At 37.9% G+C, this 23430-nt stretch carries 21 protein-coding genes; 10 read left to right on the forward strand and 11 right to left on the reverse strand.

The window, feature by feature from the left end:
- Positions 1 to 151: 151 nt before the first annotated feature.
- From clpX to Q0948_RS04075, 8 genes are all read right to left on the reverse strand, one after another.
- Positions 152 to 1384, reverse strand: a complete 1233-nt coding sequence (gene clpX / locus Q0948_RS04040; protein WP_035325769.1) for an ATP-dependent Clp protease ATP-binding subunit ClpX — start codon at positions 1382 to 1384, stop codon at positions 152 to 154.
- Between the two features lie 51 nt (positions 1385 to 1435).
- Positions 1436 to 2110: an ATP-dependent Clp endopeptidase proteolytic subunit ClpP gene (clpP, locus tag Q0948_RS04045; protein ID WP_035325770.1), complete on the reverse strand. Its 675-nt coding sequence runs from the start codon at positions 2108 to 2110 to the stop codon at positions 1436 to 1438.
- An 89-nt stretch (positions 2111 to 2199) separates the two neighbouring features.
- Positions 2200 to 3522, reverse strand: a complete 1323-nt coding sequence (gene tig, locus Q0948_RS04050) for a trigger factor (RefSeq protein WP_298348900.1) — start codon at positions 3520 to 3522, stop codon at positions 2200 to 2202.
- A 78-nt stretch (positions 3523 to 3600) separates the two neighbouring features.
- The gene (locus Q0948_RS04055; protein WP_035325773.1) at positions 3601 to 3945 is read right to left on the reverse strand and encodes a phage holin family protein; all 345 of its coding nucleotides are present in this window, start codon (positions 3943 to 3945) and stop codon (positions 3601 to 3603) included.
- A gap of 109 nt (positions 3946 to 4054) precedes the next feature.
- A complete protein-coding gene (locus Q0948_RS04060) occupies positions 4055 to 5638 on the reverse strand; it encodes an SGNH/GDSL hydrolase family protein (protein WP_298348903.1) in 1584 nt (527 codons plus the stop codon).
- Between the two features lie 10 nt (positions 5639 to 5648).
- A complete protein-coding gene (locus Q0948_RS04065; RefSeq protein WP_298348905.1) occupies positions 5649 to 6920 on the reverse strand; it encodes an outer membrane protein transport protein in 1272 nt (423 codons plus the stop codon).
- Positions 6921 to 7048: 128 nt separating this feature from the next.
- A complete protein-coding gene (locus tag Q0948_RS04070) occupies positions 7049 to 7816 on the reverse strand; it encodes an alpha/beta fold hydrolase (protein ID WP_298348907.1) in 768 nt (255 codons plus the stop codon).
- The gene (locus Q0948_RS04075; protein WP_298348909.1) at positions 7817 to 8530 is read right to left on the reverse strand and encodes a pyridoxine 5'-phosphate synthase; all 714 of its coding nucleotides are present in this window, start codon (positions 8528 to 8530) and stop codon (positions 7817 to 7819) included.
- Between the two features lie 78 nt (positions 8531 to 8608).
- Here Q0948_RS04075 and Q0948_RS04080 point away from each other — a divergent pair, with 78 nt between their 5' ends.
- The 8 genes from Q0948_RS04080 (at position 8609) to murI (ending at position 16839) form a co-directional block, all read left to right on the forward strand.
- A complete protein-coding gene (locus Q0948_RS04080; protein WP_298348912.1) occupies positions 8609 to 9265 on the forward strand; it encodes a CBS domain-containing protein in 657 nt (218 codons plus the stop codon).
- Between the two features lie 6 nt (positions 9266 to 9271).
- Positions 9272 to 10156: an NAD kinase gene (locus Q0948_RS04085; protein ID WP_298348915.1), complete on the forward strand. Its 885-nt coding sequence runs from the start codon at positions 9272 to 9274 to the stop codon at positions 10154 to 10156.
- 155 nt (positions 10157 to 10311) lie between these two features.
- A complete protein-coding gene (locus Q0948_RS04090; protein ID WP_298348919.1) occupies positions 10312 to 10986 on the forward strand; it encodes a DUF6089 family protein in 675 nt (224 codons plus the stop codon).
- Between the two features lie 7 nt (positions 10987 to 10993).
- Positions 10994 to 11734 carry an isoprenyl transferase gene (locus Q0948_RS04095; RefSeq protein ID WP_298350202.1) on the forward strand — a complete coding sequence of 247 codons (741 nt, stop codon included), beginning with the start codon at positions 10994 to 10996 and terminating at the stop codon, positions 11732 to 11734.
- The gene (locus Q0948_RS04100) at positions 11667 to 14348 is read left to right on the forward strand and encodes a POTRA domain-containing protein (RefSeq protein WP_298348922.1); all 2682 of its coding nucleotides are present in this window, start codon (positions 11667 to 11669) and stop codon (positions 14346 to 14348) included. Before Q0948_RS04095 ends, Q0948_RS04100 begins: the two co-directional genes overlap by 68 nt.
- 37 nt (positions 14349 to 14385) lie before the next feature.
- Positions 14386 to 15390 (forward strand): OmpH family outer membrane protein, encoded by a 1005-nt coding sequence (locus tag Q0948_RS04105; protein WP_298348925.1) that lies wholly within the window; start codon positions 14386 to 14388, stop codon positions 15388 to 15390.
- Between the two features lie 39 nt (positions 15391 to 15429).
- On the forward strand, positions 15430 to 15942 hold the full coding sequence (locus Q0948_RS04110) for an OmpH family outer membrane protein (RefSeq protein ID WP_298348927.1): 513 nt from the start codon (positions 15430 to 15432) through the stop codon (positions 15940 to 15942).
- A gap of 90 nt (positions 15943 to 16032) precedes the next feature.
- Positions 16033 to 16839, forward strand: coding sequence for a glutamate racemase (gene murI / locus Q0948_RS04115; protein ID WP_298348931.1), 807 nt, complete (start codon positions 16033 to 16035; stop codon positions 16837 to 16839).
- A 6-nt stretch (positions 16840 to 16845) separates the two neighbouring features.
- On the opposite strand, the gene Q0948_RS04120 is transcribed toward murI, so the two are convergent.
- Both Q0948_RS04120 and Q0948_RS04125 read right to left on the reverse strand, forming a co-directional pair.
- A complete protein-coding gene (locus tag Q0948_RS04120) occupies positions 16846 to 17580 on the reverse strand; it encodes a LytTR family DNA-binding domain-containing protein (protein ID WP_298348933.1) in 735 nt (244 codons plus the stop codon).
- Positions 17581 to 17582: 2 nt separating this feature from the next.
- On the reverse strand, positions 17583 to 19781 hold the full coding sequence (locus Q0948_RS04125; RefSeq protein ID WP_298348936.1) for a histidine kinase: 2199 nt from the start codon (positions 19779 to 19781) through the stop codon (positions 17583 to 17585).
- Between the two features lie 253 nt (positions 19782 to 20034).
- On the opposite strand from Q0948_RS04125, the gene Q0948_RS04130 reads away from it, so the two are divergent.
- Both Q0948_RS04130 and Q0948_RS04135 read left to right on the forward strand, forming a co-directional pair.
- Positions 20035 to 21207 carry a VWA domain-containing protein gene (locus Q0948_RS04130; RefSeq protein WP_298348939.1) on the forward strand — a complete coding sequence of 391 codons (1173 nt, stop codon included), beginning with the start codon at positions 20035 to 20037 and terminating at the stop codon, positions 21205 to 21207.
- 130 nt (positions 21208 to 21337) lie between these two features.
- Positions 21338 to 22219, forward strand: coding sequence for an OmpA family protein (locus Q0948_RS04135; protein ID WP_298348941.1), 882 nt, complete (start codon positions 21338 to 21340; stop codon positions 22217 to 22219).
- A gap of 89 nt (positions 22220 to 22308) precedes the next feature.
- On the opposite strand, the gene Q0948_RS04140 is transcribed toward Q0948_RS04135, so the two are convergent.
- Entirely contained in the window at positions 22309 to 23310 is a 1002-nt protein-coding gene (locus Q0948_RS04140) for a type IX secretion system membrane protein PorP/SprF (RefSeq protein WP_035325795.1), read from the reverse strand.
- Positions 23311 to 23430 lie beyond the last annotated feature (120 nt).

Here is a 23430-nt window from a genome sequence, read left to right on the forward strand (position 1 = left end):
GCAATCACTACGTGATGTAATGATTGTAAAACAGCTATCAGTTGGGGGACCGATAGCTGTTTTTTTATGTTTACTTGGTACATTTAAAACAAAAAAGAAGCATCCTTGTCCGGATGCTTCTTTTTAATACAATCTATTATGTCTTTTACAACTATGAAGCAGCTTTAAGCTTCTTAAGCGTAGACTTATTAAGTTTACCCTCTGCATATGTTTTAGTCACATTAAGTGACTTCTCATCTGAGCTAGGCAAATCAAACATTGCATCTGTTAAGATAGCTTCACATAAGCTACGTAGCCCTCTAGCTCCTAGTTTATATTCTATAGCCTTATCAACAAGATAATCTAGCGCATCATCTGTAATGCTAAACTCTATATCATCCATCGCAAAAAGCTTCTTATATTGCTTTATAATCGCATTTTTAGGCTCTGTAAGGATTGCTCTAAGCGTCCCTGCATCAAGAGGGTTCATATGAGTTAATACAGGGAGTCTACCTATAATTTCTGGTATAAGGCCAAAGTCTTTTAGATCTTTAGGTATAATATACTTGAGCATATTATCTTTTTCTAGGGCCTCATCACTTTTACTTGCCACAAATCCCATAGCTTGCATATTAAGACGCTTTGAGATATGACGCTCTATACCGTCAAAAGCTCCACCAGCTATAAATAAGATATGCTCAGTATTTACTTCTATAAACTTCTGGTCTGGGTGCTTACGCCCTCCCTTAGGCGGTACGTTTACAACCGTCCCTTCTAGTAACTTTAATAACGCTTGCTGCACACCTTCACCACTTACATCACGTGTAATAGATGGGTTATCACTCTTACGAGCAATTTTATCTATCTCATCTATAAATACAATACCGCGTTGAGCTTTCTCTAGATTATAGTCTGCTGCTTGTAATAATCGAGTTAAGATACTCTCTACATCTTCACCTACATAACCAGCCTCTGTAAGAACCGTTGCATCTACTATAGCAAGTGGTACGTTAAGCATACGTGCAACTGTTTTTGCTATAAGCGTCTTACCAGTACCAGTTTGTCCCACCATCACGATGTTACTTTTCTGGATTTCTATATCATCATCTGTAGCTGGTTGTAACAATCTCTTGTAGTGATTATAAACCGCTACAGACATTACTCTCTTTGTAAATTCTTGACCTATCACATACTCATCTAGAAACGACTTTATCTCTTGTGGTTTCTTTAACTTGAGTTCTCCTTCAAGATCATTTGTAGCTACATCCTTAGACTCTTCTATAACAATACCGTGAGCCTGCTCGATACATCTATCACATATGTGTGCATCTAGCCCTGCAATAAGCAGGTTAGTCTCTGGTTTTTTTCTGCCACAAAATGAACATTCTAAATCTTCCTTTGCCATTCTATTTACTATTTTGACTTGAATTACGCTTTCGCGAAAGCGTAAACCTTTTTAGTCTCTCTTCAAAATTTCGTCTATCATACCGTACTCAAGGGCTTTATCTGCCTTCATCCAGTAATCACGATCACTATCGTTATATACTTTATCGTAATCTTGACCTGAATGCTTTGCAATGATATCGTACAGCTCCTTCTTGAGCGTAAGGATTTCCTTTGCGGTAATCTCTATATCACTTGCTTGACCTTGAGCTCCACCCATAGGCTGGTGTATCATCACACGGCTATGTGGTAGACCACTACGTTTTCCTTTTTCTCCAGCACATAACAACACGGCTCCCATAGAGGCTGCCATACCTGTACAAATAGTAGCTACATCTGGCTTTATAAACTGCATTGTATCATAAATACCTAAGCCAGCATACACGCTTCCTCCTGGTGAGTTTATGTAAATCTGAATGTCCTTGTTTGCATCTGTACTTTCTAAAAACAGTAGTTGTGCCTGTACAATGTTTGCTACCTGGTCATTTATTCCAGTACCCAAGAAAATGATGCGATCCATCATTAAACGTGAGAACACGTCAAAGATCGCGATATTCATCTGGCGCTCTTCTATAATGTTAGGAGTAAGTCCCTGAGGAAGCATACTCGTTATGATTTTATCGTAATAGTTAGAGCTTACACCCTGATCTTTAATTGCAAATTTTTTAAATTCTTTTCCGTAATCCATATCTATTCTAGCAATATTTTCTTTAATAAAAAAGCGTTTTACCTAGTCTAGTAAAACGCTTTAAAGATACTTATTATCTAGGAGGTATTCTAATTGTATACTTCCTTAACAAATTCGTCAAAGGTTACTTCCTTCTCCTTAAGTTTTACATTTTCTTTAAAGAATGTAAGCATTTTTACATTCATAAGCTGTTCAGAAAGACGCTTTACTTCTTCTTGATTACCAAGTATACGTGCTGCGATATCATCAAGCTCTTTTTCTTCTGGGTTCATTTGCCCGTACTGCATCATTTGTGCTTTGATCATATCTTTAGAATAATCTTTAAGCTCGTCAAATGTTACTTGAAGTTCGTTTTCAGTAACGACTTTACCTTCTATAAGCTGCCATCTTAAACCTTTTTCAGAGCGTGTAAACTCTTCTTTTGCTTCTTCTTCTGTCATAGGCTTTTCTCCCGTAGACTGAATCCATCTAGCTAAGAAGTCTGAAGGTAGGTCAAACTTAGTTTCATCAATAAGACGCTCTGTAACGTCATTCATAAGTTGCTGGTCGCTCTGTTGTGTAAACTGGCGCTCACCATCTTCTTTTATTTTATCTTTAAGCTCTGTCGCAGATTTTACAACGTCCTTTCCAAATAACTTATCAAAAAGCTCTTGATCAAGATCTGCTTGCTCACGCTTGTTTGTTTCTGTTACTGTAAAAGCAACTTCTGCATTCAGGTCTTTTGCTTCGTCTTCAGAGATTTTTAATGCTGCTTGGTATGTTCCAGGCTCTGAGAAAAGACTTTTAGTCTTAACCGTAATTACATCTCCAGGTTTTGCTCCTACAAATGCCTCTACATTTTTCTCCCCTTTAAGTTGCTCTATCTCAAAAGTAGCTTGGTTATCTATACCAGCTTTCTCACTTGCAAATGTTCCAGTTACTTCACTGTCTTTTGCAACCTCAGTTTGAGAGATTAACTTCCCGTATTGTTTTCTAATAGTAGTTACTTGACTATCTACCATTTTATCATCTACCTTAATCTTATAGCTAGTGATTGCTTTTTTAGGCTTAAGGTTTACATCAAACTTAGGCGCCATTCCTAGCTCAAACTCAAAGTTATAATCTTCTGCATCCCAGTTAAAATCTTCTTGATTTTTTGGAAGCGGATTACCTAATACATCAAGCTTCTCCTCTTGTAAGAACTTACCTAGAGCTTCTTGAAGTATTTTATTTACCTCATCTACACGCACAGCCATCCCGTATTGCTTCTTCACCATTCCCATAGGTACGTGACCTTTTCTAAAACCAGGAATATTTGCTGTTTTACGATAGTTCTTAAGTATAGACTCTACCTTCTCGTTATAGTCATCCTTAACGATTTCTACCTTCACTACTGCGTTTAGGTCGTCTATTTGCTCTTTTGTAATATTCATTATAATGTAATTTTGAGGGCGCAAAAATACGATATTTTTACAACTCCAACAATCTTTTAATAAGTGCTTAACGTCCTCTTACTTATCATCTTTAAGTAGCGAGAATAATATACTCTGAAAAATACTGAGCAAAATACTAAAGAGGAGTGCTATCCAAACGCCACTTACAGAAAAACCTCCCACAAAATAATCTGCTATTAATATGATAATGGCATTTATGATAAATAAAAACAGTCCAAATGTCACAATAGTAACTGGCAAGGTAAGTATCACAAGTATAGGCCTCACTATAAATTTAAGTAACGCAAGTACTACGGCAACAATGATAGCCGTCACAAAACCATCTACGGCTACTCCTGGCAAAAACTTTGAGAGCACTACTACAGCAACCGCCGTAAGTAATATTTTAATAATAGTATTCATAATGGTTGTTTTAAGGGTTAAATACGCTTTCGCGAAAGCATAAATTTACGCATAAAAAAAGCGCCTTTTATAAAAAGGCGCTTTTACTATATAGTATGTGTTGTAAAACTTAGTTTACATCATTACTAAGTGTTACTGTACCGTAAGATCCTATATCTACTCCTGGTATGGTAGAACCATACTGCTCATTAATAGCATCTATAATAGCGTTTGCAGTAAATGCATAACCTCTAGGTGTAGGGTGTACACCATCTAGAGAGAAAGCCCCTCCAGTTACAAAATCTGATGTAAGAACTCCACCGTTAAATGAAACTCCACCATTTGCAACTACTTGAAGTGCTGTACGAGCATCTACAAAAGCAAGGTCATTAGATTGTGCTAGTGCCTGTATAGTAGCATTGTACTGTGTTTGTGCTGTCGTGATAAGCTCTTGCTCTTGTGACGTAAGTACAAACTGGTCTTGTAAAGGACGTGACACACCATTTATAGCCTGTAGTGCAGCCTGCTCTGCAGGGATTCCTAAAGAAACTAATAGATTTAAGAAATCTTGATCTGTAGTTCCAAGTACTCCCGCTGTAGTAAGTGGCACTAAGTCATCATTTGTAGTCTGGCGTAATTGAGATAATAATCCCGCAGTAATAGGGTCCAAGTTAAAAGGAGGTCCTTGTACTATTGCAGAGATATCTGTAAGGTCTTCATCTTGTATTGTGATAAAGTTTGCTCCTTCGGCAAATGTAATTTGACGAGCAGCAGCCTCATCTGCAGTGATGATTCCAAAAGATGCTAGACCTGGTAACACTTGAGTGTTATATGCTGCAAATGCAGCATTAAGTGTAGCAGCCGTAGTTGCATCTAGTGGTATTGCTTGTGAAGGTACCGTTGTAAAGAAAGGTATAGATGTTACATCTGGAATATTTACAAGTGCTCCCTGCGCACCAGAAGCTACAAGAAGACTTACCTCTTGAGAATAAACGTTTGCAAAAACGTTAGGGTCTGTAATATCATTAGATCCGTACGTAGTAGGATCAAAATTACCTGTTTGGTCTACACCAGCACCACCAGAAGTAGCAAAAGATAAAATATCATTATTACCTATCCATAGTGAGAAAAATGATGGGTTTGCCGCAAGTGCGTCTCCCATTACTGTCGCGTTAGCCTCAGATGCAAATCTTGCAAAATATGGGTTTGCTTGTCCCGTAGGTACTCCAGCTACATTACCATAACCTGGCGCTACAAGGTGAAAACTCTTTGCTCCTGGCACACCTACATTGTTAAAAGGTCCTGTTACAACATTTGTAATATCTGTTGTAGGCGTTCCTGTTAGTAACGCTGGACCTGGATTACCATTTTCATCTGTAGCTAGTACAAAACGGTTATTGGTAATTTGAGTTCCACCTAGAGTAAGTCCTCCTAAGTTATCATTTACAAGTGGCTGTGTAAATTCTCCTCCACCTGCAAGCGCAAACTGTTGCGCCATAATGTTAGGGTATGAATTCTCTTGACCAGTTATATAAAGTGCTCCATCTGCAAAACCTGCAGTAAGGGAGTTACCTACAGCTACGTATGAAGAAAAGTTTGCCTCTCCACTTGTGTACACTGTTCCGTCCTCAATTTCATTTTCAAATTCTGGCTCACAAGCAACAAGGCCAAGTGCAAGCGCAGGAAGTGCGATATAATTAAAATATTTTTTCATTGCTGTAATTTTATAATTTGTAGGTTAATCCTAATCCTGGTGCAAATGCACTTGATCTATACGTTCCTGCAAATGGAGCCTCAACACCACTTTCTGTATATGCATCATAAGAAGCATCAACCTCTCTAAATGTTAGGTATAGGAAAGAAGCATCTATAGCTAGTTTTTGTGTTACGTTATAAGAGAATCCTCCTGTAAAACCAAAAGAATCATTACGTGGAGTTTCTGGTGAGAAGAATCCTTCTTGTACAGGAGACTCATCAAAATAAGCTCCACCTCTTAAAGCAAACTTATCACTTACTGCATACTCTGCTCCTAGACGTAATGTCCAAGCGTTTTGGTAATTTCTTGGGTTAATAGACTCTAGAGCTACAGATCCATCTGCATTTAGGAAATTAAGGTCAAGAGAGTTATATATATCCCACTCTGCATAGTTTACATCTGCATTAAGAACCCACTTATCTGTAGGCTTGTAAGTTACACCTACTGTCCACTCTGCTGGTAATGGTAGTGTTGCTGTAAAGTCAAAATCTCCATTTGTAGTAGGCGCAAGTGGTGAGTTAGGAACATTTGAGAATGTTGCTGTACCCTCTCCTTGCTCTACCTCGATATCAATTCTAGATCTATAGTTTACACCAAAAGACCACTTATCGCTAAACTTAGCATAACCTCCTACAGAAAAACCATATCCTTTTACTCCAGAAGCATCTACCTCTACGTTAGAACGGTTACCGTCTGTATCTGCTAAGCTTCTTGTAAGATTACGGTTAAAGTTAACACCACCTATAGCTAGTATAGGTCCTCCTCCAAAACTCACGTTTTCTGTAAGCTTTGTTGAAAATATAGGCTGTATAAAAATAGCAGACAACTCAATACTGTTTACTAAGTGAGATCCAGACCAATCTGTTGGATACTCTACCGTACTACCATAAGGAGTATATACTGCTAGCGCTACAGAAGACTTCTCACTAAGCTTGTAAGCTGCATATAGATATAGTGGTGTTCCTGTAGGACTATCTGTTTGTGAAGATGTTCCAAACTCAGTATTCTGATACTTTACATCAGAAAAAACACCAAATCCACCTACAGATACACTTAGTTTACTTTCTAGGTGCACAAGGCCACCTGGGTTAAAAAATGCTATCTCAGCACTATTTACATAAGCCACACCTGTGTGACCCATTGCTAAACCTCGTTGTCCTTGTAGACTCACTCGGTAACCTCCGGCATACGTCACTGCACAAACTAGTAGCAGAACAATGACACTCAATACTTTTTTCATAATTTAATTTAGGTTATGGGAATTGTGTTATTCGTAAAAATGTACCTTCAAAAATAAGCTATTTATAAAGGAAACATTCTTTTTTTACACATTTACTATGCATACATAGCTTTTTGTGATTGACAATACTATAAAAAATTTATCACTTCTTTATAAAAATCTTTAGGATTTTCTGCGTGAAGCCAGTGACCAGCGTTAGAAATTGTCTTGATTTGCGCTTTCGCGAAAGCGTTATAAATCCCATTTTTATCTTCCTCGAGGATGTAATTAGATTTATCTCCTCTTAGGAATAAAGTAGCATCGCTATAAGTTGCGCCCAGCGGTAACGGCTTCCCTATTTCTTCTATATTTTGAATAAGAGCCGCTAGGTTGATACGTAGACCTAAAACTCCTTTTTCTACCCAATAAAGATTTTTAAGTAAAAACATTCTCGTCCCTAAGTCTGATATATAATTTGCTAGAAATTGATCTGCTCCAGACCTACTAGACATTGCTTCGCTATTATTTGAAAGCGCCGTGAGGCCTTCTAAAATAGTCTGGTGATGCTGGGGATATTCTTTAACTCCTATATCTGCAATGATGAGTTTATCTACCATAGCTGGATACGTAACCGCAAAGAGCATTGCTGTTTTACCTCCCATAGAGTGTCCTAATAAGTGTATCTTATCAAGTCCATTTTCTACACAATAGTCTTTAAGATCTTCTACGAGCAACTCATAACTAAAAGCGTCACTATGAAAACTACGGCCGTGATTGCGCTGATCTATAAGATGTACTTGATAACCATCTGCCGCAAATTGTTTTGCAAGCGTTTTCCAGTTATCACCCATTCCTAAAAACCCGTGTAAAATTACCAGTGGCTTGCCTTCTCCTATAACATTAGAGTGCACAATCATTTATTGTAATTTTTTAAGATAAGAAGACATCACCGTCTCAAAACCTAGATATAATGACTCTGCCATAAGAGCGTGGCCTATAGAAACTTCTAGCAAGTCAGGAATACTGTTATGAAAATACTCTACATTATCTAGGGAAAGATCGTGCCCAGCATTAATACCTATACCAAGATCGCTGGCTAGAAAAGCTGCTGCGATATATGGTTTTATGGCCTCCTCCTTGTTTTCGGTATAACCGTCTGCATAGGCTTCTGTATACAATTCTATTCTATCTGCACCAGTTTCTTTTGCTCCTTCTATCATTTCTAATACAGGATCAACAAAGATTGAAGTACGTATTCCCGCATTTTGAAACTCAGCTATAACCTCTTTTAAAAAGTCCTTATGTTTTATTGTATCCCAGCCTGCATTACTCGTAATTGCATCTACAGCATCTGGCACGAGGGTTACTTGTGTAGGTTTTGTCTCAAGTACGAGGTCTATGAATTTTTGAATAGGATTACCTTCTATATTAAACTCTGTAGTTACTACATCTACGAGATCACGGGCATCTTGATATCTTATATGGCGCTCATCAGGTCTAGGGTGTATGGTTATTCCTTGAGCACCCATATTTTCCAGGTCGCTAGCCACCTTTAATAAATCTGGCACATTACCTCCTCTAGCATTACGCAAAGTAGCTACCTTATTAATATTTACACTTAATTTTGTCATAGCAATCATATATTATTTGATATCACAAAAATACAAAGACACCAGTGCTAGGCGGGTATTTTTTCATTATTTTGCATTATGACGTTAACAGATTCTATTATAAATGATATTAAGCCTGTCTCAGAAAAAGAGAATATAGGCGAGGTACAATCTATTTTTACTCAGACCACATACTCTCACGTACCTATAGAGCGAGACGGCGTTTATGTAGGCTCTTTACCAGAAAATGACACACATTGCCTAGATGCAGATACGCCCATAAGTGAGTATAGCCACGGCTATGAGCATTTTTTTGTGAGATTTGAGACTAACTGGCTAGATGTGCTAGAAGCCTTTGCTCAAAATGGCTGTAACCTGATGCCTGTACTAGGAGAAAACAACCAGTACCTCGGATATTATGAACTTGAAGATGTGATGAATTTCTTTAACAACACACCATTTATAAATGAGCCTGGTAGCGTTGTTGTAATTGAAAAAGGAGTGCAGGACTACTCTTTTAGCGAGATAAGCCAGATTGTAGAGTCTAATGATGGTAAACTATGGGGAATGTTTATCTCAAAAATAGAAAATGATGTAGCAGAGATTTCTCTTAAAATAGGAAGGTCAAACTTTAACGATATACTAGCAGCCTTTAGAAGATACAGCTACATAATAGTATCAAGTCATCAAGAAGACACTTTCCTTACAGACTTGCGAGCTCGATCACAATACCTAGAAAAATACTTAAACATATAATTAACTATGAAAATAGGTATATACGGGCAGTTCTACCACGAGGCAGCGGGACAATACATCCAGCAGCTTCTAGACATTCTTGACAAGAAGCAAATAGAAGTTATTATAGAGAAAAACTTTCTTAAACTCATTCACGAGAATGACACCATAGAGAAGGATTACAATCACTTTTCTACCTTTAGAGAACTAGACAACACTTACGACCTTTTTGTAAGCATAGGTGGAGACGGTACAATTCTAAAAACTGTTACATATGTACGAGATCTCAACATACCTATAATAGGTATAAACACAGGTCGACTAGGTTTCCTTGCCACTATCAAGAAAAATGATATTGCCGCCTCTATAGAAAAAATACTCACCGGCAAGTACAGCATCTCAAAAAGAAGCCTACTACAAGTCACTACAAACAACCCAAAGGACCCCATAGGAGAACTCAACTTTGCACTTAACGAGATTACCGTAAGCAGAAAAAACACCACTTCTATGATTTCTGTAAAGACAAAGTTAGACGGTGAGAATCTTACTAATTACTGGGCAGATGGCCTTATAGTTGCTACACCCACAGGCTCAACAGGCTACTCACTAAGTTGTGGAGGGCCGGTCATCACACCACAAACATCAAGTATAATACTCACACCCATAGCACCTCATAATCTCAATGCAAGACCACTAGTTATACCAGATGATACCATAATCGAGCTGAGCGTGTCTGGTAGAGCAGATCAACATCTTATCTCTCTTGACTCAAGAATAGCTACGGTCGATAATGAAACAATTATAACACTACAAAAAGCACCATTTGAGATAAGTCTTATTCGTTTAGAAGGAGATAGCTTTTTAAAAACACTTAGACACAAGCTACTCTGGGGAGAAGATAAAAGGAACTAGACAATAATTATGCACAAAGGCTGTTTTCTTTTAGGACTGGCCATATAGGGTTTAAAGACGCTTTCGCGAAAGCGAACACTCACATAATCATCTTAATAACCTCTTATTGCTAGTACCATCACAGAATTGTTATATTTGCAAACTTTTACGGCTATATGAAGTACCTGACGATTGTTTTAATCGCCATTTTTTGGAATATCGAAGCACAAGGGCAAACCTATGAAATAGGAGCCTTTATTGGCGGATCAAATGTTGTAAGCGACATTGGGTCAACTAATTATATTGCACCGAATAAACCAGCTTTTGGAGCGATTTTAAAATGGAACCGAAGTTCAAGACATTCCTTCAGGTTTACAGCGCTGTTTACAGAGCTAGAAGGAAACGATGCAGATAGTCACGAAGCTAGAAGACAAAGTAGAGGATTATCTTTTACAAATAGTTTACAAGAAGTCTCACTGGGACTGGAGTATACCTTTTGGGAATTTGATATGTTTAAAGATCGTAATGCAAATGCACCGTATTTATACTCTGGTATAACCGCATTTAATCACGAAAACATTTCTAGAGTAAGTGGCATTACTCAAGATGGAAATGCTTTAGACTTTGCAATACCTATCGTGTTAGGCTATAAAGTAGCTTTTAACTCTATGGTAATAGCTTTAGAAGGTGGTGCCCGCTATACATTTACAGATAATCTGGATGGAAGCGCACCCGTAGGAGATGACAATACGATAAGTATTGGGAATAGAAATAATAATGACTGGTATGTGTTTACAGGTGTGACTGTAAGCTTTACCTTTGGCCGCAGACCTTGTTTCTGCGCATTTTAAATATATAATGGACGCACTCGCCCACATTGACAAAAATAAATTACCCCAGCACGTTGCCATCATTATGGATGGTAATGGACGATGGGCAAAAAAACAAGGGCTCCTTAGAGCCGTAGGTCATAAAAAAGGCACAAAAGCTGTAAGAGAAGCCGTTGAGGCTGCTGCAGAGCTGGGCATACCCCACCTTACACTATACGCTTTTTCTACAGAAAACTGGAACAGACCTAAAGCCGAGGTAGATACACTTATGAATCTACTTGTTTCTTCTCTTAAAAAGGAAATTTCTACACTGCAAGACAACGATGTCTCTCTTAACACCATAGGTTTAACAAGCTCTTTACCTAAAAAAGCGCAGCGTGAACTTAGTGAAGTGATAGAAAAAACAAAAGACAACAAAAGGCTTAAGCTCACACTAGCACTGAGTTACGGAAGCAGAGAAGAACTTATAAAAACAGTACGAGAAATAAGCGATAAAGTTAAAAATAACCTAATTTCGCCGGCTGAAATAGATGAGTCTTGTATAAATCAGCATCTTTACACCTATGACATACCGGATGTAGATCTATTAATACGTACAAGTGGAGAGCAACGAGTGAGCAATTTTTTACTATGGCAAATTGCCTATGCTGAATTTTACTTTACAGAAGTATTGTGGCCAGATTTCAGAAAGGAACATTTACATGACGCTATTTACAATTATCAGAAAAGAGAACGAAGATTTGGAAAGACAAGTGAACAGATTAAATAGTACAGCTACTTTTTCAAAAGTAACAGGCAGATGGATTTTTATTTTAGCCTTATTATGTAGCACCTTAGTAAACGCTCAGAGAGACATACCACTCGATCCAGATATCAAGTATGAAATTGCAGATATAAAGGTTACCGGGACTTCTACCTATAATGAAAATACCGTAATTGTATTTACAGGCTTAAGAGTAGGAGAGCGCATATCATTACCTGGTACAAAAGTTTCTAATGTAATTAAGAAACTATGGTCCCTAGAACTCTTTTCTGACATTAATTTATATGTTACTGCGGTAAATGGTGACAAAGTAGATTTACAACTCGATATTAAAGAAGTTCCAGAACTTAACGAAGTACGCTTTAAAGGAATAAAGCAGAAAAAAGGATCTAGCTTTATTAAAGACAACGGTCTTAACAAAGGAGCAAAGGTTACTGAAAACCTAGAAACGACCACTACAAATTATATTGAGAACTCGTACAAGAAAAAAGGGTTCTTAAACTCTAAAGTATTTATAAATACGGTACCTGCAGCAGACACTATTGGCAAAAATAAAGTCAATATGATTGTAAATGTTGATAAAGGTGAGCGCGTAAAGGTTAAGGAAATCAACTTTAATGGACGTGAGAAACTTCAAGAAGGTAAACTTCTTGGATCTATGAAGAATACAAAGGAGAAAAAAATCTGGCGTCTTTGGAAAAGATCAAAGTTTATTAAAGCAGATTATGAAGAGGATAAAGTAGCCATCATAAACAAATACAAAGAAAAAGGTTATCGTGATGCAAGAGTAGTTTCTGACTCTATTATCAAGAACAATGACCAAAGTATTACGGTTGAAATTAATATAGAAGAAGGACGTAGATACTACATAGGTGATATAGACTTTATAGGAAACTCTGTCTACACAGACGAGCAGCTAAGTAGACAATTAGGTCTTAAAAAAGGAGATGTTTATAACGGCGTTTTACTTCAAGAACGTATCAAAGATGATACTGATCCTGATGCTGATAACATCGCAAACCTTTATCAAAACAGTGGTTACTTATTCTCAAACGTAAACCCTGTAGAAACAAGTGTACAAAACGACACGATAAACTTCGAAGTACGTATTACTGAAGGTAAACTTGCATACTTTAACAAAGTAACTGTAAAGGGTAACGACAAGACTAAGGATAAAGTTATCTATAGAGAACTACTCACTAAGCCTGGACAGCGTTACAGCAAAAAAGCAGTAGTAGGTACAATACGTGAGCTAGGTCAACTAGGCTTCTTTGATGCGCAACAGCTTACTCCTAATTTCAATAATTTTGACCCAGTAGGTGGAACTGTAGATCTAGAGTATAACGTGGTTGAGCAAGGAGCAAGCCAGATAGAACTTCAAGGAGGTTTTGGTGGTGGAGGTTTTGTGGGAACTTTAGGACTCTCATTTAACAACTTCTCTATACAGAACATATTTAATAAAGATGCCTACAACCCATTACCTATGGGTGATGGCCAGAAGTTTTCTTTGAGAGCACAAGCGAGTCAATTTTTCCAAACATACAGTGCATCACTCACAGACCCTTGGTTTGGAGGGAAACAACCAGTACAGTTTTCAACATCATTCTCGCACACGATACAATATTTATTTACAGGTATTACAACTGGAAGTGCTAGTGATCGTGTAGATAGAAACAGTAAGTTCTTGATTACGGGAGGTTCTGTAGGGTTATCTAAGCGTCTTAAATGGCCAGATAGAAACTTTAGCTTATCACACGCTATAAGTTTCCAGCACTTTGATTTACAAAACTACAACACAGGTCTATTTACCTTTGGAGATGGAGCTTCAGAAAACTTAGCCTATACTATAGGTCTAAGTAGACGTGAGCTTTATGGAGGATTAATCTTCCCTACAAGTGGATCTGACATAAGTCTAACAGCAAAATTAACCTTACCATACTCTGCTTGGAATGGTGTTGATTATAAGGGTTTAGCAATAGAACGTGATGAAGCTATCGCAGATGGTCTTAGCAGTACAGGTAAAACTGTAGGAGAGATAGACCAAGAACGTTTTAACTGGCTAGAATACTATAAAGTAAAGTTTACTGGTAAGTGGTATACACCACTTGTAGGTAAGTTTGTATTACAATCTGGTGTAGAGTTTGGATGGCTAGGTGCTTACAATCAAGATAGAGGTGTACCACCTTTTGAGCGTTTCTTCTTAGGAGGTGATGGTCTAGGAGGCTTCTCACTTGATGGTAGAGAGATTGTAAGACTTAGAGGATACCCTAACCAGTCTGTAACTCCTATAGATAGAGGAGCTATTTTACAGAGCACAGGGCAGGCTAATGATGGTGCTACTATTTACAATAAATTTAGTCTTGAACTACGTTATCCTATTACCTTTAGCCCGCAAGCGAGTATCTATGCATTAACTTTTGCAGAAGCAGGATCATCTTATGACAATTTTAGAGATTATAACCCGTTTCAATTGAGTAGATCTGCTGGGGCAGGAATTCGTATATTTATGCCGGCCTTTGGATTATTAGGTCTGGATTTTGGATATGGATTTGACCCAATTCCTGGTACAACAGGAGCAAATGGATGGGAAACCCACTTCATTATCGGACAGCAGTTTTAATTTTTGGCACGATTATTTCTAATGCAACTCTGAAACTATGAAGACAAACGTTTTTATCTTACTAATAGCAACTTTCCTTATAAGCCTTAGCGCTCAAGGACAACGAGCAAGTGGTGTACGTATAGGTTATATTGATATGGAATACATTCTCGAGAATGTTCGAGAATATCAAGAAGCCTCATCACAACTGGACGAAAAAGTTGCAAGATGGAAAGGAGAGATAGAAACAAAGCTCGAAGAAGTATCTGCTATGAAAGAACAGCTAGATAATGAACGAGCACTGTTAACAAAAGAACTTATAGAAGAGCGTGATGAAGAAATCACCTTTGAAAGAGATCAGGTTTTAGAATATCAACAAAAGCGTTTTGGACCAGGAGGAGATCTAGCGATTCAAAGAAGACAACTCGTAGAACCTGTACAAGATCAAGTTTTTAATGCAGTACAAGAAATATCTGCAGCTAAGAAATTTGATTTAGTTTTTGACAAATCTTCAGATTTAATGATGCTATATACTGCAGACCGTCTTAATATAAGCGATCAAGTTTTAAGAAGTATAACTCGTGCTGCAAAGCGCAACCAGATAAACAGTAAGAAAGAAGAAAGAGATTTTGATATAGACGAAGCAAAAACTGTAGAGCAAGACAAAGCAACACAAGAAAGACAACGAGCTATAGAAGCCAAAAAATCTGAGCGTGAAGCAGCACTAGAAGCCCGCAATAAAGAGCGTAATGCTCAAAAGGCAGAACGTCAAGCAGCGTTTGACGAGAGGAGAAAGAAACTTCTTGAAGAGCGTAAACGTAAGAAAGACTCTATAACTGCCGTACGTGAAGCAAAAGCAGCAAGCAGAAATTCTGGAGCTCCTACTTTAGGTAAAAAACCAGGTGATGCACTCTCTGCAAAAGAAGCAGCACTAGAAGCTAGAAAAAGAAGAAAGGACTCTATAATTGCCGTACGTAAAGCAAAAAGAGACTCAATTATACAAGCTAGAAAAAGAAAAGCAAATCCTTCACAAGCAGATGGCGAAGATGGAGGAGGTATTTAACCTTTATTAAATTTTACACTTAACTCAAATTAGATTACAATGAAACAGTTTACAAAAGTATTAGCAGCAATTGCACTTATCGTAGGAATGAGCAGCGCTATGCAAGCACAAAGCAAAGTTGCACACATTAACTCGCAGTCACTTGTAGAAGCTATGCCTTCATATAAAACGGCAATGTCAGAGCTAGAAAAACTACAGAAGTCATATGATGCAGATATCTCAGGAATGGGTAACGAGCTTCAAAAAACACTAGAGCGTTACAACCGTGAGGCAGAAACGCAAACAGATGAGGAGAACCAAAGACGTATGAGTGAAGTACAAGATACTCGTTCTAACATCGTAAAGTACCAACAGACTGCAATGCAAAAACTTGAGGTAAAGCAACAAGAACTTATCAAGCCTATCTTAGAAGAGGCAAGACTTGCTATCCAAAAAGCAGCACGTGCAAAAGGTTATGAATTTGTACTAGACTCTACACCAGGAGCAGGAGGAGTTCTTATGGCAGATGGTTACGATCTTATGGCAGATGCAAAAGCTGCTCTAGGTATATAAATCTAAAGCTTGATAAGCACTCACTGAGTACACTATCAAATAGTATATAAAAACTGCCCTTTCTAGGGCAGTTTTTTTTATTTTAGAACAATGAGTAACAAGAATGTTATAGGAGTTTTTGACAGTGGTATAGGCGGCACCTCCATCTGGAAAGAGATAGTCGCTAGACTACCCGGAGAAGACACCATATATCTTGCAGATAGCATAAATGCACCATACGGCGCAAAGTCTAAAGAAGACATTATTGCTCTCTCTGTAAAAAACACAGAAAAACTCATTAATCTAGGCGCCAAAATCATTGTAGTAGCTTGTAACACGGCAACTACAAATGCTATAGACTATCTTAGAGAACACTACAATATTCCGTTTATAGGTATAGAACCTGCCATTAAACCTGCAGCTGTACAATCTCAGAGCAAGGCAATAGGTATACTCGCTACAAAGGGCACACTTAACAGTGCGCTTTTTCAAACCACCTCAGAGAGATGGACACAAGGCGTAGACGTTATTGAGGTCATTGGAGAAGGTCTAGTACCTCTTATAGAGCAAGGGGATCTAGAGAATCTTGAGTTATACAACTTATTAGAATCCTATATACAGCCTATGGTAGAAAAAAACATAGACTACCTCGTGCTAGGTTGCAGCCATTACCCCTACCTCATACCATTATTAAAAAAGATGCTGCCTCCTCACGTAGCAATTATAGACTCTGGGCTAGCTGTAGCTAGACAGACAGAGGCAGTTTTAAAAGAATTAAACAATCTTTCGGGGGATGCATCAAGTGATCACTACATTTATACTAATGGAGACGTGAAGGTGCTTAAAAAGGTGTTGTCACGCTTTCGCGAAAGCGTAAAACCCACCACTACCATTACCATATCACACAAAGATTTTTAGAAACGTTTATTGAAAGTAAGCAAGCAGGTTAGACTTCTGACTAGCCGAAACAAGCACTTCTTTACCCGTACTCATAACTACACTCCCACCCTTTCCTTTTTTGTAACCAGTAATCTCATTTACATTTACAAGAAAAGACTTGTGCACGCGAGCAAAACCGAAATCTGTAAGAGCCACTTCAAAAAACTTAAGCGTTTTACTTACTAGCTTCTTATCGCCAGATTTCATAAAAATCTGAGTATAATTATCATCTGCCTGGCAGTATAAAATATCTTTTGCCGGGAGTACCTCAAAACCATCTTGTACAGGTATAGTTATCTTACCCTGCTTATCCATATTGTGTGTGGTAAGCACCTTGTTTTCTAGTGCGTTTTCTTTAGATTTTATCTCCGTCACATAGTCTACTGCTTTTATAAGCTCATCTATAGAAACAGGTTTAAGTAAGTAATATGAGGCGTGTGTATTAAGCGCATCCATCGCATACTGATTATATGCCGTGACAAAGACTGTCTCAAATGTACGATCGCCCACTTGCTCAAGCAGGTCAAAGGCATTGCCCTTAGGCATCTCAACATCTAAAAAGACAAGATCAAGTTTATGATTGCGTATTAAGACAAGGGCTTCATCTACATTTTCGGCCTCGCCTACAATAGTTACTTTTGGGCAGTATTTTGTAAGGTAGTTGCGCAGTATCTCTCTACTTGTCTCTTCGTCTTCTACTATGATTGTTTTGAGCTCCATAATTATGCTTTTTTAATAAAGAGTTGTACTTGTGTTCCCTCTCCGTTTTCAAAAATATCTGATACCGCAACACTTATTCTATCGCCATACATCTCGTTAAGGATTGCAATACGCTTTTTGATATTACCCATTCCTTTAGATTTCTGTTTCTTTTGATTTTCGGTTTTCAACTCCTTGCTTCGCTTGCGTCCCACTCCATCATCAGACACGGTTATTACCGCCGTTTCTTCATCTTTTTGAGCAAAGGTTATTTGTAGTTTTCCTTTTTCTTCTTTGTACCTCATACCGTGCCATACCGCGTTTTCTACATAAGGCTGGAGCAACATAGGAGGTATCATAAATGCATCTACATCGAGCTCTTTATCTACTACTATCTCGTAGTCAAATCTATTTTTGAACCTAAAATGTTCTAGCATTGTATAGCGCTTTATGAGATCTATCTCGCTAGAGAGTGGTATAAAATCCTCCTCACTATTTTCTAAAACGGCACGCATTAGTATAGAGAAATCAGACAAGTATCTATTTGCAGTGCGCTCATCATTAGTAGCTATAAAGCTATTAACAGAATTAAGGGCATTAAAGATAAAATGCGGATTCATCTGTGAGCGTAGACTTTTAAGAGCAAGTACATTATTTGCATACTGCTGCTTTTTACTACTACGGTACATTGCAAAAGCTGTAAGCATAAGCAAGGCTGTCACTAGGATTAATGACCCTATAATCACCTTTTGTCTAGTATCACGTGCCTTTACAAGCTCTTGCTCTTGAAAAGCTAGCTGATATCTACTCTCATTGAGTTGTCTATCTTTTTCTAAGCTTATGATTCGGTTTTGTTGTTCTGTTATATCTTTTGCAAATCTTGTAGCCTGCGAAATCTCTTGTTCCTTACGATTGTAACTAAGATCTACCACCTCCTTATAAGCCTCGTAAGCTTCTTTAAACTTATCTATGTCACCTTTATCTCTATATACCTCAGAGAGCCTTCTACGTGCATTAGTTTCTACCGTGAGGTCTTCTTTGCGCTTTGCTTCTTCAATACTTTTATTAAGAAATGTTATAGACTCGTCGTATTTATTTTGAGCAGCCAGTGCAAATCCTATCTTATAATTTTGCTTTTGAGTGGTAATCACATCATCATTAGAAATAGAGTCTGGTGCAACCACACTCAAGTCTTCTATAGCAGATTTACGTAACTCGATCTCTGCGTCATAAGACTTGTTTCTACTATAATAATCTGCAATGTTTGTTTTTGCTCTTACAGAAGATTCTGTTTTCTCAAGACTAGATAACTGCGCCGCTTTATTATAGTTTGATGCTGCTTCTTGTTGCGCTCCTTGCTGGTCATAAGCATCACCTATTTTTGTACGTACGCGTGCAGCTTCTGAGACTTTATTAAGCTCTGAAACCGTACGCTCTACAGCCTCATAATTTGTAATAGAAGTCACATAGTCACCAGTAGCAACATAGGCGTCTCCCAGACCTTCTTTTACTGTAACAAGCTGTTGGGGTGTAAGCTTTTTGCTTTCTAACCTTTTGTAGAGACGTATACTCTCTTGATAACTCTTGTTATTATAATATGCCTTTGCAAGAGCAATCTCTACCGCAGTGCTGGGGGTATTCTTTATACTAAGCTTATAGTTTGTAATGGCAAGATCATACTGTTTCCAGAAACTATAAATATCACCTAGTAACTTAAAACTCTCTGCTCGCTCTTGTGATGACAAGCCCTCTATGGCAAGTGCTTTTGCAACTTGATCTACGCCAGCAGCGGCATCTCTTCTATATACAGATTGTGCCTCGCTGAGATATGTTTTATAGCTTACTAACTCCTCTTCTACATCTTGCATTTGCTCAAGCGCTATTGCTTCTTCAAGCGGCCTTACCTCTACCCTAATGCGCTGCTTGTCTTTTACTGTATAATAAACGGTTTCAAAATCTTCACTTTTAACCACAAGCTCATCACCTACTTTTGCCTCTATACGAAACTCACCATCGCGGCCAGTCTTTGTGTAAGCACCTCCAGTAACCTCTACATTTACCTTATTTACAGGCTTCATAGTTTCGGTATCTAGCACACTACCTCTTAAAATGAAGATCTCGTTTGTGCTACGACTTACAGCTCTATTTTTTTGCTGTGCTTGCATTGCTGGTGACAGCAAGGCAATACAGAGTATGCATAATATGTAAATTCTAGTTCTCATTGACATCAAACATACACTATAAATCTAGCATCCTAAAATCACAAGGCCTCGCAACTTGCTTATAAATGGCATTTTACACTCATATTTTACCACTTTACTCAAATCACTGGTGCGTTCCCTCACCCGTAGTGCTAGTTTACTCAATAGCGATAATTTCTAGACAAAGTCCTTGCTACTTTTGACTTGTAACTAATTCAAAAAGAGACATTAGACATAACTCTCAACATTTTTATTCATCTCAAAAAACAAACTTATGAAAACGCTATTGCTACTTGCTGCTACCCTGGGAACACTCACAAACAGTATCGCAGGAGAACTTAAAGTGGAGAATTACGCTTTCGCGAAAGCGGAAACCTCATCACTACACATCTCTACACCAAAACCTGACGCAAATACCATAAAAGTCGCTTTGCTGCTGGACACCTCAAATAGTATGGATGGTCTTATAGACCAGGCAAGGGCTCAACTCTGGGAACTTGTAAACGAGCTCGCACTTGCAAAATGCGGCAATGACTCACAACCAGATCTTAAAATTGCCCTTTATGAATACGGTAATGATCGCCTTAATGCAAGAGAGGGATACATTAGGATGGTGAGCGCCTTTAGCACAGATCTAGATGAGATTTCTAAAAATCTTTTCTCACTCACAACAAATGGTGGTAACGAGTATTGTGGTAATGTGATACAAACCTCGCTCAATCAACTAGACTGGGGTAAAAATGCAAACGACCTTAATTTAATATTTATAGCCGGAAATGAACCCTTTGACCAAGGGCCTATTACTTATGAAAGTGCTGCCAGCAATGCTTGCGGTAAGGATGTAACCATAAACACTATCTTTTGTGGTGACTATAACCAAGGTGTTAAAACACATTGGAAGGATGGTGCTGCACTTACAAAAGGTGACTACATCGCAATAAATAGCGACCGTACAACGGTACATATACCTTCTCCTTATGATGATGAGATTTTACATAAAAATGCTGCACTTAACAAAACCTATGTAGGGTATGGAAATCTTGCCTCGAGTAAGATGGCACTACAAAGCAGTCAAGATACTAATGCAGAGGCATATGGTAGTGCAAATGCCGTAAAAAGAGCCGTAAGTAAGAGCTCAAGATTATATAAAAATAGTAGCTGGGATCTTGTAGATGCGCTAGACGATAATGAAGAAATTGTAGAAGAGCTTGAAGTATCAGAACTCCCCAAGGAATTAAAAGGAAAGGACGAAAAGGAAATAAAAGCATACATCGCTCAAAAAAAGAAAGAACGTAAAAAAATACAAGAGGAGATTGCCACTCTTAATAAGAAGCGTCAATCATATGTAGCCGCAAAGACAGATAAGAAAGATAACGAGCTGCGCAACGCGCTTATTGAAGCAATAAAAAAACAGGGTAAAGTAAAAGATTACCACTGGGAAGAATAAGTTTGATACATCTATATTATAATTGCCTCTAGCGACAACTAGAGGCAATTTTTGTTTTTATGATTCTCTTAACGTCTATACAAATCACTCTCGCCGTAAAAGATAGAAGTAAACACTAAACTAAAGATTTATGAGTATTTCAAGAATATCAAAAAACACCTTACTTATTGCACTTACTGCAGGAATGATAACCTCTTGCGTTTCAAAGAAAAAATATACCCAACTACAATCTGAGTATGACACTACAAAGGTTACACTTACTAAAACTAAAGTAGAGAAAGAGGAGATAGAGGCAAAGTATGCCGCTATAGAGCAACGTGTAGATGATTATAATAATAAAATCAACGCTCTTAAAGACACCAACACAGATTTACAGGCCTCAAATGATTCAAAATTTGAGATTACTACAAATGGTACGGTAATGTCTGAAAACACAAAAAAGAAACTTAGAGCTGCACTTGCAAATGTAGACCCAAGTGAGCTTGCACAAGCACAAACACTTGAAGACTCTATGAATCTTGCCGTATCGCACAAGCTCAAACGCAACCTAGACCGCGATATGTATGGAAACAACGCTAGCCAAGACATTAATATAGACATAGATGATACGGTTGTACAAATCTCTATCTCAGATAAGATGTTATTTCGCTCAGGAAGCTATAGAGTAAGCAAAGAGGCAGATGATCTTTTAAAACGTATTGCAGCAGTAGTAAATTCTGAACCTGCAGTAGAGGTTATGGTAGAAGGACACACAGATAGCCGCACTGTTAAGAAGGGTTCTTACCTTAAAGATAACTGGGACTTAAGTGTACAGAGAGCGACTGCCATCGTACGTGAGTTGCAAAACAATCACAACGTAGATCCTGCAAAGCTTATAGCGTCTGGAAGAAGTAGCTATGTACCACTTGTAGAAAATAACAGCAAAGAGAATATGTCTAGAAATAGAAGAACACGTATTCTTATTTTACCCAACTTAGATAAGTTTTTAGCACTTATGGCTTCAAATGAGTAAGTCTAGATAAAGTCTTAAAAACAAGAATGCCTCATCAAATTGATGAGGCATTTTTTTGTGATTACGCTTTCGCGAAAGCGAGATAATAGTTAGTTTATCGCAGGGCAATTACAGTCATAAGGATCTTTATTTACTCCTAAATTAAGACCTAATGTAATCTGGTGGAAACCACCATTAGTAAGTACTACAGAGTTGCTCTGGTATGAGTATGTGTAACCAAAAATAAAGCGATCATACATTCCTCCTATAAAAGGTGTAACGTATTGTAATTTTTGCACATCTACAGTTTCACCATTTGTTGTAAACTCTGCTCCGTCAAAACTTCTTCTATAAGATAAACCTCCCCAAAGGCGTCCCCAGTCAAGTTTATAATATGCTTTTGCATTTACATCTAGTGTAGCTTCACCCGTTTGCTCTGTTGCTTGAAACATTACAGATGGCTCAAAACTCCAGTCTGTATAATTAGGTGTTACCGCATATGCCATTGAGACTATATAGCGACGCTGGTTGTTAGGCTCAAAATTTTCACTAAAAATATCACGTTTTGCAGGTATTGCATTCTTAACTGTAAAATGTGCAGAGAAGTCTAAGAAGTTATAAGACATTCCAAAATCTACATTTAAGTAAGAATCACTTTGCTCTATTCCTGAAATTACTGGGTCAAAATCTGTAAGGTCAAAATTAGTCTCATCTAGTTTACCCTGTATAATACCAGCACTTATACCAAAAGAAAGCTGGTTAAGATCTGCAAAGCTACGACCTAGCATTAAGTGATAAGCAAATGTGGCATAAGCACCTTGCTGAGAAAAGTATCCATTTCTATCATTAAAAAGAATACCTCCTACACCTATTTTCTCACCTACTCGACCATTCATACTAACCGTTTGTAATGCTGGCGCATCATCTACTCCTGCCCACTGGCCACGAGCAGTTCCTCTTAACTTTGTGGTTTGAGAGGCTCCTGCCATAGATGGGTGTAGTAAATACAGGTTATCTTGTAAGTAATCAAGGTATACAGGTATTCCCTCTTGTGCAATAGCATATTGCGCAAAAAACAAGGCTATTAGAAAGTAGGATTTCTTCAAACTCATAGGTTTTTCGTTTTCTATACAACAGTAAATCGCCTTGGATATTGCCCCTTGCGACTGCAGTCTATTATTTTTTAAGTAAGGCCTACAAAAGATTTTACTTCCGTAGCTCTCAAATATATG

The sequence above is a fragment of the uncultured Dokdonia sp. genome (assembly GCF_947496725.1).
In the GTDB taxonomy this organism is placed as follows: Bacteria; Bacteroidota; Bacteroidia; order Flavobacteriales; family Flavobacteriaceae; genus Dokdonia.